General features: G+C 41.5%; 14 protein-coding genes. 6 read left to right on the top strand and 8 right to left on the bottom strand.

All coding sequences use genetic code 11. From position 1 onward, the window contains the following. The first annotated feature begins 9 nt into the window (after window positions 1-9). Complete coding sequence (gene ispA, locus DK415_RS02870; RefSeq protein ID WP_109432377.1) at window positions 10-900, top strand: (2E,6E)-farnesyl diphosphate synthase; 891 nt, start codon at window positions 10-12, stop codon at window positions 898-900. 81 nt (window positions 901-981) lie between these two features. Beyond that, on the top strand, window positions 982-2838 hold the full coding sequence (gene dxs, locus DK415_RS02875; protein WP_109432378.1) for a 1-deoxy-D-xylulose-5-phosphate synthase: 1857 nt from the start codon (window positions 982-984) through the stop codon (window positions 2836-2838). A 388-nt stretch (window positions 2839-3226) separates the two neighbouring features. On the opposite strand, the gene rplT is transcribed toward dxs, so the two are convergent. The 5 genes from rplT to thrS form a co-directional block, all read right to left on the bottom strand. Further along, on the bottom strand, window positions 3227-3580 hold the full coding sequence (rplT, locus tag DK415_RS02880; protein ID WP_005596075.1) for a 50S ribosomal protein L20: 354 nt from the start codon (window positions 3578-3580) through the stop codon (window positions 3227-3229). 55 nt (window positions 3581-3635) lie between these two features. After that, complete coding sequence (gene rpmI / locus DK415_RS02885) at window positions 3636-3833, bottom strand: 50S ribosomal protein L35 (RefSeq protein ID WP_005542274.1); 198 nt, start codon at window positions 3831-3833, stop codon at window positions 3636-3638. A gap of 207 nt (window positions 3834-4040) precedes the next feature. Then, window positions 4041-4589 (bottom strand): translation initiation factor IF-3, encoded by a 549-nt coding sequence (gene infC / locus DK415_RS02890; protein WP_446053820.1) that lies wholly within the window; start codon window positions 4587-4589, stop codon window positions 4041-4043. A gap of 292 nt (window positions 4590-4881) precedes the next feature. Further along, window positions 4882-5757 carry a hypothetical protein gene (locus tag DK415_RS02895; protein ID WP_109432379.1) on the bottom strand — a complete coding sequence of 292 codons (876 nt, stop codon included), beginning with the start codon at window positions 5755-5757 and terminating at the stop codon, window positions 4882-4884. 104 nt (window positions 5758-5861) lie between these two features. Further along, on the bottom strand, window positions 5862-7793 hold the full coding sequence (thrS, locus tag DK415_RS02900; RefSeq protein WP_109432380.1) for a threonine--tRNA ligase: 1932 nt from the start codon (window positions 7791-7793) through the stop codon (window positions 5862-5864). Window positions 7794-8032: 239 nt separating this feature from the next. On the opposite strand from thrS, the gene DK415_RS02910 reads away from it, so the two are divergent. Beyond that, complete coding sequence (locus DK415_RS02910) at window positions 8033-8908, top strand: fructosamine kinase family protein (protein ID WP_109432382.1); 876 nt, start codon at window positions 8033-8035, stop codon at window positions 8906-8908. Window positions 8909-8967: 59 nt separating this feature from the next. On the opposite strand, the gene sohB is transcribed toward DK415_RS02910, so the two are convergent. After that, the gene (gene sohB, locus DK415_RS02915; protein ID WP_109432383.1) at window positions 8968-10026 is read right to left on the bottom strand and encodes a protease SohB; all 1059 of its coding nucleotides are present in this window, start codon (window positions 10024-10026) and stop codon (window positions 8968-8970) included. A gap of 199 nt (window positions 10027-10225) precedes the next feature. On the opposite strand from sohB, the gene DK415_RS02920 reads away from it, so the two are divergent. Next, window positions 10226-10816 carry an FMN-dependent NADH-azoreductase gene (locus DK415_RS02920; protein ID WP_109432384.1) on the top strand — a complete coding sequence of 197 codons (591 nt, stop codon included), beginning with the start codon at window positions 10226-10228 and terminating at the stop codon, window positions 10814-10816. A 90-nt stretch (window positions 10817-10906) separates the two neighbouring features. On the opposite strand, the gene DK415_RS02925 is transcribed toward DK415_RS02920, so the two are convergent. Further along, window positions 10907-12244 (bottom strand): NAD(P)/FAD-dependent oxidoreductase, encoded by a 1338-nt coding sequence (locus DK415_RS02925; protein ID WP_109432385.1) that lies wholly within the window; start codon window positions 12242-12244, stop codon window positions 10907-10909. A 257-nt stretch (window positions 12245-12501) separates the two neighbouring features. Continuing rightward, window positions 12502-14091: a glycerol-3-phosphate dehydrogenase/oxidase gene (locus DK415_RS02930; protein WP_109432386.1), complete on the bottom strand. Its 1590-nt coding sequence runs from the start codon at window positions 14089-14091 to the stop codon at window positions 12502-12504. Between the two features lie 319 nt (window positions 14092-14410). On the opposite strand from DK415_RS02930, the gene DK415_RS02935 reads away from it, so the two are divergent. Both DK415_RS02935 and glpK read left to right on the top strand, forming a co-directional pair. Then, window positions 14411-15205, top strand: a complete 795-nt coding sequence (locus DK415_RS02935) for an MIP/aquaporin family protein (RefSeq protein WP_109432387.1) — start codon at window positions 14411-14413, stop codon at window positions 15203-15205. Between the two features lie 34 nt (window positions 15206-15239). After that, window positions 15240-16739: a glycerol kinase GlpK gene (glpK, locus tag DK415_RS02940; protein WP_109432388.1), complete on the top strand. Its 1500-nt coding sequence runs from the start codon at window positions 15240-15242 to the stop codon at window positions 16737-16739. Window positions 16740-16771 lie beyond the last annotated feature (32 nt).

Raw genomic sequence — 16771 nt, forward strand, 5'->3', positions numbered from 1 at the left:
GGGGTGGCAATGTATCAGTTCTCAGAAGATTTACAGCAAGTTCAGCAGCGAATTAATCACTTTTTAGCAGAGCAATTTGCCCATCTTGATAGCTCGCCGGCGCCTTTAGCTGACGCCATGAAATATGGCTTATTGTTGGGCGGAAAACGTATTCGCCCATTTTTAGTTTATGCCACCGGCAGAATGCTCGGTGCCGATTTAACGCAGCTTGATTATGCGGCAGCCGCCATTGAAGCCATTCATGCTTATTCATTGATTCATGATGATTTGCCGGCCATGGACGACGACGAATTACGTCGCGGACACAAAACTTGCCACATTGCATTTGACGAAGCCACCGCAATTTTAGCCGGTGATGCATTACAAGCCTTTGCCTTTGAGATTTTAACGGATATTCCAACGCTATCGGCGGAACAAAAACTGGCACTCATTAAAACCTTAAGTGCCGCCTCCGGAGTCAAAGGCATGTGCTTGGGACAAAGTTTGGATTTAATGTCAGAACAAAAAATAATTACTCTGCAAGAATTGGAACACATCCATCTAAATAAAACCGGTGCCTTGCTCACGGCAGCGCTCACGATGGGCTTTATTTGCTCCCCTCATTTTGCTGACAAGGCTTTAGCTCAACAACTGGAACGCTACGCTACAGCTATTGGTTTGGCTTTCCAAGTGCAAGACGATATTTTAGACATTGAAGGCGACAGCGAAACCATCGGCAAAACGGCCGGCTCCGATTTGACGGCAGATAAAAGCACGTATCCGAAATTATTGGGGCTGGAAGGTGCCAAACAAAAAGCACAAGAACTTTACGAAATGGCATTAGCCGAACTCAAAGATTTACCTTTTGATACCACCGCACTTTATGCGTTGGCGGAATTTATCATTAAACGAAAAAGCTAATCTGCCCCAAAGTGCGGTGGAAATTAGACCTGTTTTTAACGTAGTGATAGATAAATTTTAACGTTGGATTGATTACTCCTTATGCAAAACTACCCCCTTTTATCATTGATTAATTCGCCTGAAGATTTACGCTTGTTAAACAAAGAACAACTCCCTCAAGTGTGTCAAGAACTGCGCGAATACCTGTTGGAATCGGTGAGTCAAAGTAGTGGACATTTAGCGTCCGGTTTAGGCACGGTGGAACTTACCGTTGCACTGCATTATGTCTTTAAAACGCCTTTCGATCAGTTAATTTGGGATGTGGGCCATCAAGCCTATCCTCATAAAATCTTAACCGGTCGTCGTGACCAAATGTCCACCATTCGCCAAAAAGGCGGGTTACACCCCTTCCCTTGGCGTGGTGAAAGCGAATTTGATGTGTTAAGCGTAGGGCACTCCTCTACATCGATCAGCGCGGGATTAGGCATTGCCATTGCCGCAGAACGAGAAAATGCCGGAAGGCAAACGGTTTGTGTCATCGGTGACGGCGCCATTACTGCCGGCATGGCATTTGAGGCATTAAATCACGCCGGCGCGTTGCACACCAATATGTTGGTGATTTTAAATGATAACGAAATGTCTATTTCGGAAAATGTCGGCGCGTTAAACAACCATCTTGCCCGAATTTTCTCCGGTTCGTTCTACTCTACCGTGCGCGACGGTAGCAAAAAAATTCTCGATAAAGTGCCGACGGTGAAAAACTTTATGAAAAAAACCGAAGAACACATGAAAGGCGTGATGTTCTCACCGGAAAGTACCTTATTTGAAGAATTGGGTTTCAACTATATTGGCCCTATCGACGGACACAATATTGATGAATTAATCGCGACATTGAGCAATATGCGCGATCTAAAAGGTCCTCAATTACTCCACATAAAAACCAAGAAAGGCAAAGGCTATACACCGGCAGAAAAAGATCCTATCGGTTTCCATGGCGTGCCCAAATTCGACCATTTAAGCGGTCAGTTACCAAAATCCAATACCACCCCAACCTATTCCAAAATTTTCGGTGATTGGTTATGCGAAATGGCAGAACAAGATCCGAAACTTATCGGCATTACCCCGGCAATGCGCGAAGGTTCCGGCATGGTGGAATTTTCTCAACGTTTCCCACAACAGTATTTTGATGTGGCGATTGCTGAACAACACGCAGTGACATTTGCAGCCGGTTTGGCAATTGGTGGATACAAGCCTGTGGTTGCTATTTATTCAACTTTCTTGCAACGCGCTTATGACCAGCTCATTCATGATGTCGCCATTCAAGATCTACCCGTTCTCTTCGCCATTGACCGTGCAGGCATTGTCGGCGCCGATGGACAAACCCACCAAGGTGCATTCGATATCAGTTTCATGCGATGTATTCCAAACCTTATCATCATGACGCCAAGCAATGAAAATGAATGCCGCCAAATGCTTTATACCGGCTACCATTACGGTAAGCCTGCCGCCGTGCGTTATCCACGCGGAAGTGCCGTAGGCGTTACCTTAGAACCTTTACAACCATTGGAATTGGGTAAATCAAAACTTGTTCGTGAAGGTAAAAAAATAGCCATTTTAAATTTTGGTACGCTTTTACCAAATGCCTTGATTGCCGCGGAAAAACTGGATGCAACCGTCATTGATATGCGTTTTGTAAAACCGTTGGATGTCATCCGTATTAACGAGATTGCCAACAGCCATGAACTCCTTGTGACATTAGAAGAAAATGCGATTCAAGGCGGCGCCGGAAGTGCGGTGGCGGAAGTATTGAATCAGCAACAACACCAGGTGAAATTATTGCAATTAGGTTTACCGGATTTCTTTATCCCGCAAGGATCGCAAGCAGAAACGCTCACCGATTTAAAATTAGACGCTGCTGGGATTGAACAACAAATCGTGGATTTTCTTGTTGAGAAATAATCCTACCGCCATAAAAAACGACAGGTGATTCAGCATCTGTCGTTTTTCTTTTTGCAATTCATCTCATTTTCTAAAAAATAAAATAAATTTTTCTTTTTTATTTGAACTATTTTAAAGATACTTAGTCTTAAAGATTGCTAGTGCACTGCAAATGCAGTTGTCTTTTAAAGTTTTCTTATATTTAAGACCTCCCCGCTATCCAGAAATTGGGTAGCGGTTTTTTCTTTTTGGAGAAAAAAAAAAGTGCGGTCTGTTTTAGGTGGGTTTTATGAGACTAAATTAACAATCTGATTCTATTTCTATTACATAGAAAACGATAAAACCTAAACAATCAGTATAAAAAAGGACGCCCCAAAGCGTCCTAATTTTTTACCTAAACTTTAATGAATTAAAGTGCAGATTTTGCTTTTTCAACTAATGCAGCAAATGCTACTTTGTCGAATACTGCGATATCGGCAAGGATCTTACGGTCGATCTCAACAGACGCTTTTTTCAAACCGTTGATGAATTTGCTGTAAGATAAACCATTTTGACGAGCCGCTGCGTTGATACGTGCAATCCATAATTGACGGAATTGACGTTTACGTTGACGACGGTCACGATATGCATATTGACCAGCTTTGATCACCGCTTGGAAAGCAACGCGATACACGCGTGAACGTGCACCATAATAACCTTTAGCAGCCTTAAGAACTTTCTTATGGCGTGCTCTTGCAATAACACCACGTTTTACACGAGCCATTATTTAATCTCCTATGTAATATTTTTAACTAAAATGAACTGACGTACGTTTGTGCTTATGCGTATGGCAAGCACGCTACTACTAATACTAAGTCGGACTTAGCAACCATGGATTTATGGCGTAGGTGACGTTTACGTTTTGTTGTTTTCTTAGTCAAAATATGACGTAAGTGAGATTGTTTACGCTTGAAACCACCAGAAGCAGTTTTTTTGAAACGCTTAGCAGCACCGCGTACTGTTTTAATTTTAGGCATTGTTAAATAACTCCGCATTTTTAAGTTTAAACAACATAATCAGGCGAACCGTTTTAAGGCGATTACTTGTAGGCACTGATTATTTCCAATTAAGACAATTGAAAATTGCCCTCTTCAAACGTCATTAGGCTGCGTAGTGTGCCCAATGTACCGTTGTATCTTCACCGAAGTGAAAATTCTATTATTCAGATAAAATCTGAACAAAAATTATTTTTTCTTAGGCGCCAATACCATAACTGCTTGGCGACCTTCTAATTTCCCCGGTGCAGATTCAACCACAGAAATATCGGCTAAATCATTTTTTACACGCTCCAATACATCAAAACCGATGTCTTGGTGAGCCATTTCACGACCGCGGAAACGTACAGTAATCTTGGCTTTATCGCCATCTTCTAAAAAGCGGATTAGGCTACGCAACTTAACTTGGTAGTCGCCTTCATCTGTGCCCGGGCGGAATTTAATTTCCTTCACTTGCACCACTTTTTGTTTTTTCTTCTGTTCTTTGGCTGTTTTGCTCTTTTCGTAGAGGAATTTACCGTAGTTCATAATGCGACACACAGGTGGTTCCGCATTTGGACTGATTTCTACAAGATCTAAAGCTGCGGCTTCCGCCATTTCTAACGCTTGTTGAATCGCAACAACCCCAACTTGCTCGCCGTCCTGATCAATCAAGCGGACTTCTTTTACTCTAATTTCGTCATTAATGCGATTAGGGCGATTTACTGCAGGTGCTTTTTTTACGGTTTTAATAATGATATTCCTCTATTAATTAAGCCTCAAAACTACTGTTTTACTATACAAAAACAGAAGTTAAATTCATTTTTAATGCTCTAAGAATGAGCAAAAACGGGGTGCATTTTACAGAATTTCACCATGTTACGCAATAGCAGAAAACACAGTAATTCCGCCTTTTATTTATGTTCGAGAGCGATTAATTTTGTTAAAAATAGACACACCATATTTGAGGCGGCTATTAACTAGAAACAGTTACCGTTTAACAAATAAAAAAGTGCGGTCGTTTTTGACCGCACTTTTGTATTTTTAACAATTATAACAAAGAAGGTCTAACAAACTGCTGTTCTAACTGCATGTCTCTCGCTAAATTTCTTTTACTTATTTTTCTAATTATTTCAGATACTAAGAATTGAGATTTAATTGCTATATCCACCAGTTCTTGTTTACTTAGATTATGAGGGTTATATCTTAAATCGACATATTCAGGTAACGAATCATATATTTCAAAAAAAACATTATTTTCATTTATTATCTTGTAAGAAATTAGATTTTCTTTAATCTTCTTCTTACTATGCCTTAACGATGTTATATATTCATAATTACAACCTAAATACATTAAACTAGACTTTGCTGCCAACTCAATCGAAAGCAGTGATGATTGAATTGCATTAGCAAGATTAATATTCTCAGACAAAGCAAACGCAGCTGACATAGTTGATGATAGAATCATTTCTAACCAATACGTTAAGCTTTCATTAGATTCCTTCTCTTTAAAAATATCATCTATGCCAAAGGCAATATCAAATAAATCACAGATTGTATATGAAGCTCTTTTATATTGTTCATAATAAATGTTATGCATTAATGCTAATTCAGAATGATCAATATCAACAAAATTGAAGAGACTACCACTTAGGGCTCCATATCCAAGTGGGATTCTAGCTATATATACTTGATCTCTAAAGCTAATTCCTCCAATTAATAAGTTAGGAAAACTAAATTTTTGCCTTGGATAAAGAATCTTATATACTTCTCCCACAGATTTTAAAAAAGCTGAAATATCTCCTTGAATCTTGTTTAAACTCATCCATTCCAATGTAGCCTCAAGAGGTCTCTGATAAATCAATACATTTTTTGCAATTAATTTATCATCAATTTTTCGAATATCGTCTATGGAAATTAAAGTCATTTAGTTATCAACCCTAATATAAAAATTAGTATTCTAATCTTAATAAAAATTTTAAATAAGTATAAAAAAAATCGGCGCACCTTTTAGTGAACCGATTTAATTAACTACTCTTCACCCAACAATTTCAAGTCACGATTTCTCACTTGTTTTTTCAGAACGTCTAAGAATTCTTCAACAGTGAATGTACCGAGATCTTGACCTTTACGGGTACGGACTGCCACTTTACCGGTTTCAATTTCTTTATCACCGCAAACCAGCATATAAGGCACGCGGCGTAAGGTGTGTTCGCGGATTTTGAAACCCACTTTTTCGTTACGTAAATCGGTTTTCACGCGTAAACCTGCATCAGATAGCTTTTTCGCTACGTCTTGCACGTACCCGGATTGAGAGTCAGTGATGTTCATCACGACCGCTTGCGTTGGCGCTAACCATGCTGGGAAGAAACCTGCGTATTCTTCGGTGATGATACCGATGAAACGTTCGATAGAACCTAAAATCGCACGGTGAATCATTACCGGTGTACGGCGATCATTATCTTCCGCCACATAAGACGCATTTAAACGACCCGGTAGCGCGAAGTCTAATTGGATAGTACCGCACTGCCATTCACGATCTAAGCAGTCGCGTAAAGCAAACTCAATTTTCGGGCCGTAGAACGCGCCTTCGCCTTCTTGAATTTCATATTCAAGACCATTGTGTTTCAACGCGTTCGCCAAACCTTCCTCCGCGCGATCCCACATCTCATCGGCACCAATACGTTTTTCAGGACGAGTGGATAATTTCACCTGAATATTTTGGAAACCGAACGTGCTGTAAATGTCGTAAACCATTTTAATACAGCTGGTTACTTCGCTTTCAATTTGATCTTCAGTACAGAAAATATGTGCATCGTCTTGAGTAAAACCACGTACACGCATTAAACCGTGTAAAGAACCGGAAGGCTCATTACGGTGGCAAGAACCGAATTCCGCCATACGAATCGGTAAATCACGGTAAGATTTCAAACCTTGGTTAAAGATTTGAACGTGTCCCGGGCAGTTCATCGGTTTGATGGCGTATTCGCGGTTTTCCGATTGGGTGGTAAACATCAAATCGCCATAGTTTTGCCAGTGACCTGTTTTTTCCCACAACACGCGGTCCATCATGAACGGACCTTTCACTTCTTGATAATCGTATTGTTTTAATTTGGTACGTACGAAGGTTTCCAATTCGCGGAAAACCGTCCAACCATCGTTGTGCCAAAACACCATGCCTGGCGCTTCTTCTTGCATGTGATATAAATCTAACGCTTTACCGATTTTACGGTGGTCACGTTTTGCTGCTTCTTCCAAGCGTTGCAAATAAGCATCCAGTTGTTTTTTATCCGCCCATGCAGTACCGTAAATACGTTGCAACATTTTATTTTTGCTGTCACCGCGCCAGTAGGCACCGGCAATTTTTTGTAATTTGAAATGATGGCAGAAACGCATATTCGGCACATGCGGGCCACGACACATATCAATGTATTCTTGGTGATGATAAAGCGCTGGTGTTGCAGTACGTTCAATGTTCTCATCTAAGATTGCCATCTTGTACGGCTCGCCACGTTTTTCAAACGTATCTCTTGCTTCTTGCCAGCTTACCGGCGTTTTAATCACGTCGTAATCGGTTTTCGCCAATTCCAACATGCGTTTTTCAAGGGCATCAATATCTTCTTGGGTTAAAGAGCGGTCTAAATCCACGTCATAATAGAAACCGTTGTCAATCGTTGGGCCGATGGCCATTTTGACATCAGGGAATAATTGTTTAATCGCATGACCGAGTAAATGTGCTGTGGAGTGACGAATAATTTCCAAACCGTCTTCATCTTTAGCGGTAATAATTTCTAATGTGCTATCTTCAGTAATCAGATCACAGGCATCTTTACGTTCACCGTTGACACGACCGGCAATGGTCGCTTTGGCAAGGCCTGCGCCAATATTTTGCGCAACTTCTAATACGGTAACAGGTTTATCGAATTGACGTTGTGAACCGTCAGGTAAAGTAATAACTGGCATAATGCATCCTTATACAGTGGTCACCCATACGCAAGGTGGCTTGTTTCATTTAGTTAAAAAACGTTTTAAAAAAGCACCGCACTTTTATCATCCTTACAAACGGACAAGCCAAGTGCGGCGCGCAATTCTAGCATATTTTAGGAGGACAACCAAATGCCTAAATTTTGACTTGAGTCACAGTAATTTTTTCTTAATCTTTTACACTAGAAACATGATTAACTGAAAAGAAGGAACAGAGTATGTGGAAGTCGATTTCTCAAGTTTTAGCTGATCAATTCGGGGCGTATTATTCCATCAAAAATAAAACCAAAATTCATACCGGCGAAATGCATGAATCTTGGATCATTGATGACGGCATTCAACCTGTTTTTGTAAAAATGAATGAAAAGTCCTACCGTTCCATGTTCCGTGCCGAAGCGGATCAGTTAATCATGTTGGCAAAAACCAATACCGTTCGTGTACCGGAAGTCTATGGCGTCGGTTGTTCGCAAAATCACAGTTTTCTGTTGTTAGAAGGATTAGCAATGCAGCCGAATACGCCACAAAATATGGCGGAATTTGGTGAGCAATTGGCTCGGCTACACCAATATCAAGGTTCGGAAAATTACGGTTTATCTTTCGATACCTGGCTCGGGCCGCAATATCAACCAAATGAATGGGGTTCCCGTTGGGCAAAATTCTTCAGTGAACAACGCATTGGTTGGCAATTACAGCTCTGTGCGGAAAAGAATCTGCATTTCGGTGATAAAGAAGAAATCATCAAAGCCGTAGCAACCTTGTTAGCCAAACATCAACCTCAGCCATCCTTATTGCATGGAAACTTGTGGATTGAAAACTGCGCCAACATTGACGGACATACAGTGACTTATGATCCGGCATGCTATTGGGGCGATCGGGAATGCGATTTGGCCTTTACCGAATTATTCGAGCCGTTCCCACAGGAATTCTATGAAAATTACCACCGCACATTCCCGTTAGACGAAGGTTATCAAGAGCGGAAAATCATTTATCAGCTTTATCATCTGCTTAACTTCAGTAGCCGTTTCCACGGCAACTATGTGGCACTTGCCAATAAACTTGTACATGATGTGTTACAACGTTACGAAAATCGCTAAAGGCGACACAAAAAAAGAAAGGGCTCTATGCCCTTTCTTATTGTTTATATGACGCAACCTTACATCAGCGTTCGCTCATTTTTCTTCAGCCAACGCAAAGCGATATTGTCCGCGCTCTCCTCTGCTTGCTTACCCACTTTCTGCAACAACGATTTCTTCACCACATATTTCACACCAATAAGTTGTTTTTCTTTCATCGCTTTTAGCAATAAATCATCGCTGGTCATAATCTCATCCACGAGATTCAAATTTAATGCCTGTTGACCAAACCAGTGCTCGCCGGTTGCTACTTGTTCTACATCTAAGTGCGGTCGATTTTGTGAAACAAATTGTTTAAATAATTGGTGGGTTTCTTCCAATTCCTGTTGGAATTTTTGTTTTCCTTTTTCGGTATTTTCGCCCAACATTGTCACCGTGCGTTTATATTCGCCTGCCGTCATCACATCCACGTCTACATCATGTTTTTTCAATAAACGATGAATATTGGGGATCTGAGCAACGACCCCAATAGACCCAATAATCGCAAAAGGCGCGGATACAATTTTATCGGCAACGCAGGCCATCATATAACCACCGCTTGCCGCCACTTTATCCACTGCAACCGTCAACTTGATATTATGCTGTTTCAAACGCATTAATTGCGATGCGGCTAACCCATAACCATGAACCACACCGCCGGGGCTTTCCAAGCACAGTAACACTTCATCATTTGGCTTCGCCACCTGAACAATGGCGCTGATTTCTTCCCGCAATACCGCCGTTTCTGAAGCAGAAATATCGCCTTTAAAATGTAATACATAAAGGCTTGGTTTACGTTCGGATTCTGTATCTTCACCCTTTTTACGTTGTGCTTTTAAGGCTTTTGCTTTCGCCTTTTCTGCCTTTTTCTCAGCTTTTTCCGCCTCTTTTAATTCTTCTTCGCTGAGGTGAAAGTTACTCAATATTTTGCTGTTTTCCTCAAATTCTTTTGATAAATCGGTAATCACCAATTCACCGTGCAAATGCGCTTTTTTCTGTTTCATGGTAATGATCATGGCAACCACCGCCGCAACCACCAATAACAAGGTGATCACTTCTAAAATAAACACGCCATAACCGACAAAAATATCAGACCACATAATTGTTCCTTAGTAAGAATAAATAAGGTCCAGGATTATAAAGTATCACTTATCTCAATGCCACCTTCACGCCTAGCTGAAAAATAAAGGATTATTAACCCAGCATTAATAATGCTTTTCAAAAAGCCCTATTTATCTTTCTTAAATACCCGTTAAAATGACCACACTTTTCATTTCATGATTTCAAAAAGGAGCTAACATGAATAATGTTCTCGTCTTAAAATCCAGCATTCTGGCAGACAATTCACAAACCAACCAATTATCCGATTATTTCATCAGTAAACTTGCCGACAAAAATGTGGTTATCCGTGATCTTGCCGCAAATCCTCTACCGCATTTTGATGCAACGGCTGCAACGGCATTGCGCGGCCAACCAACAAGTACTGAAGAAAATGCACTTTTGGCATTATCTGATGAATTAGTGGCAGAAATCAAAAACGCAGACACCTTGATTATTAACGCGCCGATGTATAACTTCCATATTCCGACACAACTAAAAAGTTATTTTGATTTTATTGCACGTCCGCGTGTCACTTTCCAATATTCTGAAAAAGGCCCGGAAGGTTTATTAAAAGGCAAAAAAGCCGTGGTATTAGCGGCATTTGGTGGTTTTCATCAAAATCAACCAACAGATTTGGTAACGTCATACATGAAAGCTATCTTAGGGTTTGTCGGTATTACCGATGTACAATTCGTTTATGTGGAAGGCATTGGATTTGGTCCGGAAACGGTCGAAAAAGCCCAAGCCCAAGCCAAAGCAGAAATTGATAAAATGGCGACCGCACTTTAATCACGCCTAAAAACAAAAAAGCACCATGAAGGTGCTTTTTTTGTGGACAAAATACAAAGAAAAGTGCGGTCATTTTTTTCCGCATTTTTCTTAATGCAGTTTTAATGACGGGCGTAAGTAACGATTCAAATGCCCGACCACAATAATTAAACCGGTTTTAAAACAACCGTGTAATGCCGCTTGATGCATACGATAAAGAGAAACATACATCCATTGCGCAATTTTACCTTCAATGGTCATAGAAGAACCGCCGGTAATCTTGCCGCCTAATGCGCCAAATGCGGTAAATTCAGATAAAGACACCAATGAACCTTTGTCGTTATATTTAAAATCTTTCAATGGTTTGTTATCAAATAAAGCAATGATATTTTTCGCACAACGGCTTGCCATTTGGTGTGCGGCTTGCGCTTTTGGCGGCACCGGTTTGCCATCATCTTGCATAAAGAAACAACAATCGCCCATGGCAAAAATCGTGTCATCATTTGTGGTTTGCAAGGTTTTCTTCACCACTAATTGATTTATTCGATTGATTTCCAATCCGTCAAAACGTTTCGTAATACCCGAAGTGCGAATGCCTGCCGACCATACAATTAAATCCGCCGGAATATGTTGTCCCTCTTTTGTCACCAACTGTTTTTTCTCCGCTTCAACAATCATCGTATTGGTTTTCACATTCACACCTAATTTGCGTAGCTCTTCCGTAGCATCATTGGAAATGCGTTCAGGCAATGCAGGCAAAATACGGGACCCGGCTTCGATTAAGGTCACTTTTAAACGGCTGCTATCAATTTGCCCATAACCATAAGAAGACAAATGCTCTGCGGCGTTATACAGCTCAGCAGAAAGCTCCACGCCCGTTGCCCCGGCGCCCACAATCGCGATATTGATGTGGCCATCTTGCACTAATTCTTGTTTACTGTCAGTCTCACCAATATCGTCCAATGCTTGGTTTTCATGGAATTTCAGGAAAAGCTCTAACATTTTTTGTTGAAAACGCATGGCCTGCGCCGAGCTATCTAAAAAGATACAGTTTTCCGCCACACCTTTTGTGTTGAAATCGTTAGATTTACTGCCAATGGCAATCACTAAATAATCGTAAGGAATGCGACGGGAAACCACGATCATATCACCGTCGTCGCCATAAACCGGCGCCAGTTCCACATATTTATGTTGGCGATTTAAGCCAACCATAGAACCTTGCTCAAAGTTGAAATAATGATTGTGGGCATGGGCGCGGTAACTTAATGCTTCTACGCCGTCATCCAATGCACCAGTCGCCAATTCATGTAACAACGGTTTCCATAAATGGGTTTGATTGCGATCAATTAAGGTAACATTGGCACGTTTCTTACGCCCAAGTTTATTGCCTAAATGGGTAGCAAGCTCAAGCCCGCCGGCACCACCACCAACAATGACGATGTTTTTCATAAATACCTCTAAACTAAAAAATAAAAAGTAAAAAATTAATTAACAATATTTTAACACCAGTTTTGCCATTTTCCTTAAACGTGATTTAGAAAAGCCGGAAAATACCTCATTCCTGTTATTCGAATAAAAACAAAAGTGCGGTAAAAAATAGCGTCATTTTTTACCGCACTTTCCTACCAATATTCAGTCATTCAATACTAAAAAGAAAAAGACAACATGATGTTGCCTTTTATCTTAACTTCAGGAGAAAACGAAAATTAGTTTTGTGGCGCGTAATCCACAAGCAAATAATGTTTCGCAATGCTTAAGAACGTTTCTACTTGTTCTTTTTGCCATTGTTCATCTTTGCCTAATTCTTTTGCCATGACGCTTGCCACTTTTGCCGCGCTGTCAATGGCTGCACGCGCATCAAGGAACAACAAACGAACACGACGTGCAAGAACATCTTCAACAGATTGTGCCATTTCTTCACGTACTGCCCAAACCACTTCAGCAACGGTATTCGGATGACGCGGATGAATTTTTTCCGCCATTTCCGGATGTTCAGCTTCCAAGGCTTTAATTGCCGGAATGTCTGCTCCGTAAATATATAAGTGATTTTTCAAATCCACTTGTTCTGCCGGAATTTTACCGTGAATCGCCAAATCGGTTGTCACACAAGGTTTTTTCGCTAATTGCGGATGCACGTTCAATGCTTCATCAACAGTGTCTTCGGACATTTGACGATAAGTCGTCCATTTACCACCGGTTATTGTCACCAAGCCACTGTCGCTAACCACAACTTTGTGGCTACGAGACACTTCTTTGGTACTTTGACCGGCTTTTTCCGGTGCGGCTAATGGACGAAGACCGGCGAAAATACTCAATACGTCATCGCGTGTTGGTTTTCTCGTTAAATATTGACCGGCAGTATCCAAAATAAATTGAATTTCTTGTTCTAAAGCAACCGGCTCATAAGACGGCTCTTTAACCAACGTATCGGTTGTACCAACCACCAATCTTTCATGCCATGGCACCGCAAACAATACACGACCGTCAGAAGTTTTTGGAATCATCAATGCGTCATCACTTGGCAAGAAGGATTTATCCAACACCAAATGCACCCCTTGGCTTGGCACAACGAATTTTTTATCAGTACCGTGATCCATAGATAAAATATCATTCATGAACACACCGGTAGCATTAATCACTGCAGTACCTTGTACGCTATATTGTTCGCCACTTAATTCGTCCGTAAATTTAACGCCGTTAACTTTGCCTTGTTGATCTTTGAGCAATTTGGTTACTTTCGCATAATTCAACACGGTGCCGCCTTGTTCTACAACAGTTTGCGCAATATTCACCGCTAAACGGGAGTCATCAAACTGACCATCCTTATACACTACGCCGTTTTTCAAATCTGCGCCGTTTAAGGTTGGTAAACGTTGCATTGTTGTATTTTTACTGATGGCGATGGTTTTACCTAAACTTAAATTACCGGATAAATAATCGTATAAACCTAAACCGATGCGGTACTTCACGCTATCAATAAAATTGTAGTTAGGAATGATGAAATTTTGGTTTTTAAATAAGTGGGAGGCATTTTTTGCTAAACGACCACGTTCACGTAAAGCCTCTTTTACTAAAGCGACATCACCTGCAGCCAAATAACGCACACCACCATGTACTAATTTAGTACTACGGCTTGAAGTGCCTTTTGCAAAGTCATAGCCTTCCAATAACAATGTTTTATAACCACGTGATGCTGCGTCTAAAGCAATACCTAAACCACTGGCACCGCCACCAACAACAATAAAATCCCATTGCGCTGTATTTTTTACGTTTTCAAGCTGCGTATTTCTTTGCATTTTTTCACCTCGAAGATTGATATCGAATTGTTTACTTTTAATACGAAATGTTCGTTTATGCTCATTTTATCACAGCAAACGAAAACAAAGTAAACAAAAGAAAATATAAATTTCTAAATTTGTGATCATGATCACGATTAACGCTCAATCATTCTAAAATTTACGCAAACGTTTGCTTAAACGATTAAATATTCTGTGATCATGCTCACAAATTAAACTATTTCTGTTTGCTTGGCGAAAATTTATTCATTAATTTGACGCCGCATTCTGTTTTAAAACGAAATGCTTCTTATAAATTCCTTCTCATTAAGGAGAGCTTATGGCTACAAATTACACACTGAAAGGCGCTTGTATTGCGGAGTTTTTGGGTACAGGACTTCTGATTTTCTTTGGTTGCGGTTGTGTCGCAGCAGCAAAACTAGCGGGTGCGGCATTCGGGCTTTGGGAAATATCTATAGTTTGGGGGATCGGGGTCGCTATGGCGGTATACTGTACTGCCGGCGTGTCGGGAGCCCACTTAAATCCGGCAGTAACCATTGCTTTATGGAAATTTGCCTGCTTTGACGGTAAAAAAGTCATTCCCTATATCATCGCGCAAATGGCAGGTGCGTTTGTTGCCGCCGCGTTGATTTACTTACTTTATCAAGATCTTTTTGCCGCAACGGAAGCCGCACAAAATATCGTTCGTGGAGAAAGCATTGGTGTTGCCAATGTATTCTCAACCTATCCGCATCCAAACATCACATTTTACAAAGCGTTTTTAGTGGAAACGGTGATTACCGCCATTTTAATGGGGCTAATCTTAGCCTTAACCGATGATGGCAACGGCGTACCCAAAGGCCCTATGGCTCCCCTATTGATTGGTTTACTCATTGCCGTCATCGGTGGAGCCACCGGTCCATTAACCGGCTTTGCCATGAACCCGGCGCGTGACTTTGGCCCGAAATTATTTGCCTATTTTGCCGGCTGGGGCGACATTGCGCTCACCGGTGGTTTAGCCATTCCTTATTTCCTCGTCCCTTTAATTGCACCCATTGTCGGTGGTTTGCTTGGTGCTTGGGGGTACCAACGTTTTATCGGTAAACATTTACCGTGTAACTGCGGCGAATCCTAATTAACCCGCTTTATTTCTATATAAGGAGAAACTCATGACTCAAGAATACATTATTGCTCTCGACCAAGGCACCACAAGTTCCCGTGCGGTTTTATTAGATAAAAACGCCAATATCGTCGAAGTGGCTCAGCGTGAATTTACCCAAATTTATCCGCAAGCAGGCTGGGTTGAACATAATCCAATGGAAATCTGGGCAAGCCAAAGTTCCACATTAAACGAAGTCGTTGCTAAAGCGGGTATTACCTCCGATAAAATTGCTGCTATCGGAATTACCAACCAACGCGAAACCACGATTGTCTGGGAAAAAGAAACAGGCAAACCGATTTATAACGCAATTGTTTGGCAATGTCGCCGTACTGCTGATATTTGTACCCAATTAAAAGCTGACGGGCACGAAAGCTACATTCGTAAAACCACCGGTCTCGTGGTTGACCCTTATTTTTCCGGAACAAAAATTAAATGGATTTTGGATCACGTAGAAGGCGCCAGAGAACGGGCGAAAAAAGGCGAATTGTTGTTTGGTACCGTGGATACGTGGTTAGTTTGGAAACTCACCCAAGGTCGCGCCCACGTCACCGATTACACCAACGCATCTCGTACGATGCTGTTTAATATCCACACCAAGCAATGGGATGATAAAATGCTTGAGTTATTGGATATTCCAAAAGCCATGTTGCCGAAAGTATGTAACTCCTCTGAAGTGTACGGACAAACTAACATTGGGGGTAAAGGCGGCGTTCGGATTCCGGTAGCAGGTATTGCCGGTGACCAACAAGCCGCGCTTTACGGTCATTTATGCGTAGATGCTGGCATGGCGAAAAATACCTACGGTACCGGCTGCTTTATGTTGATGAATACGGGTGACAGAGCGGTCGAATCTAAAAACGGATTGCTCACCACCATTGCGTGCAATGCCAAAGGTAAGCCTTGCTATGCCTTGGAAGGTTCCATTTTTATGGGCGGCGCTTCTATCCAATGGTTGCGTGACGAATTGCGTTTAATTCACGACAGCGCCGATTCCGAATATTTCGCTACTAAAGTGAAAGATACCAATGGCGTATATGTCGTTCCTGCCTTTACCGGTTTAGGCGCGCCATATTGGGATCCGTATGCACGCGGTGCAATTGTCGGCTTATCCCGTGGTGCTAACCGTAACCATATCGTCCGCGCCACGCTAGAAGCCATCGCCTACCAAACCCGTGAAGTATTAGATGCGATGCAATCGGACAGTGGCGAGAAATTAGCAGCTTTACGCGTGGACGGTGGCGCTGTTGCGAATAACTTCTTGATGCAGTTCCAAGCAGATATTCTTGATGTGAAAGTAGAACGACCAAAAGTGCGCGAAGTTACTGCGCTCGGTGCCGCCTATTTGGCTGGGCTTGCCGTAGGGTTCTGGAAAGACTTGGAAGAATTGCGTGGCAAAGCTATTGTCGAACGGACATTTGAACCGAAAGAAACGCCGGAAAAACGCACCGCACTTTATCAAGGCTGGAAGAAAGCGGTTCAGCGTGCATTGGCGTGGGAAGAGGAATAAAAAAATTAACCTTCCTACATTTTTTATATATG

Origin of the sequence: Aggregatibacter segnis (genome assembly GCF_003130075.1) — a bacterium.
Taxonomy (GTDB): Bacteria; Pseudomonadota; Gammaproteobacteria; order Enterobacterales; family Pasteurellaceae; genus Aggregatibacter; species Aggregatibacter segnis_A.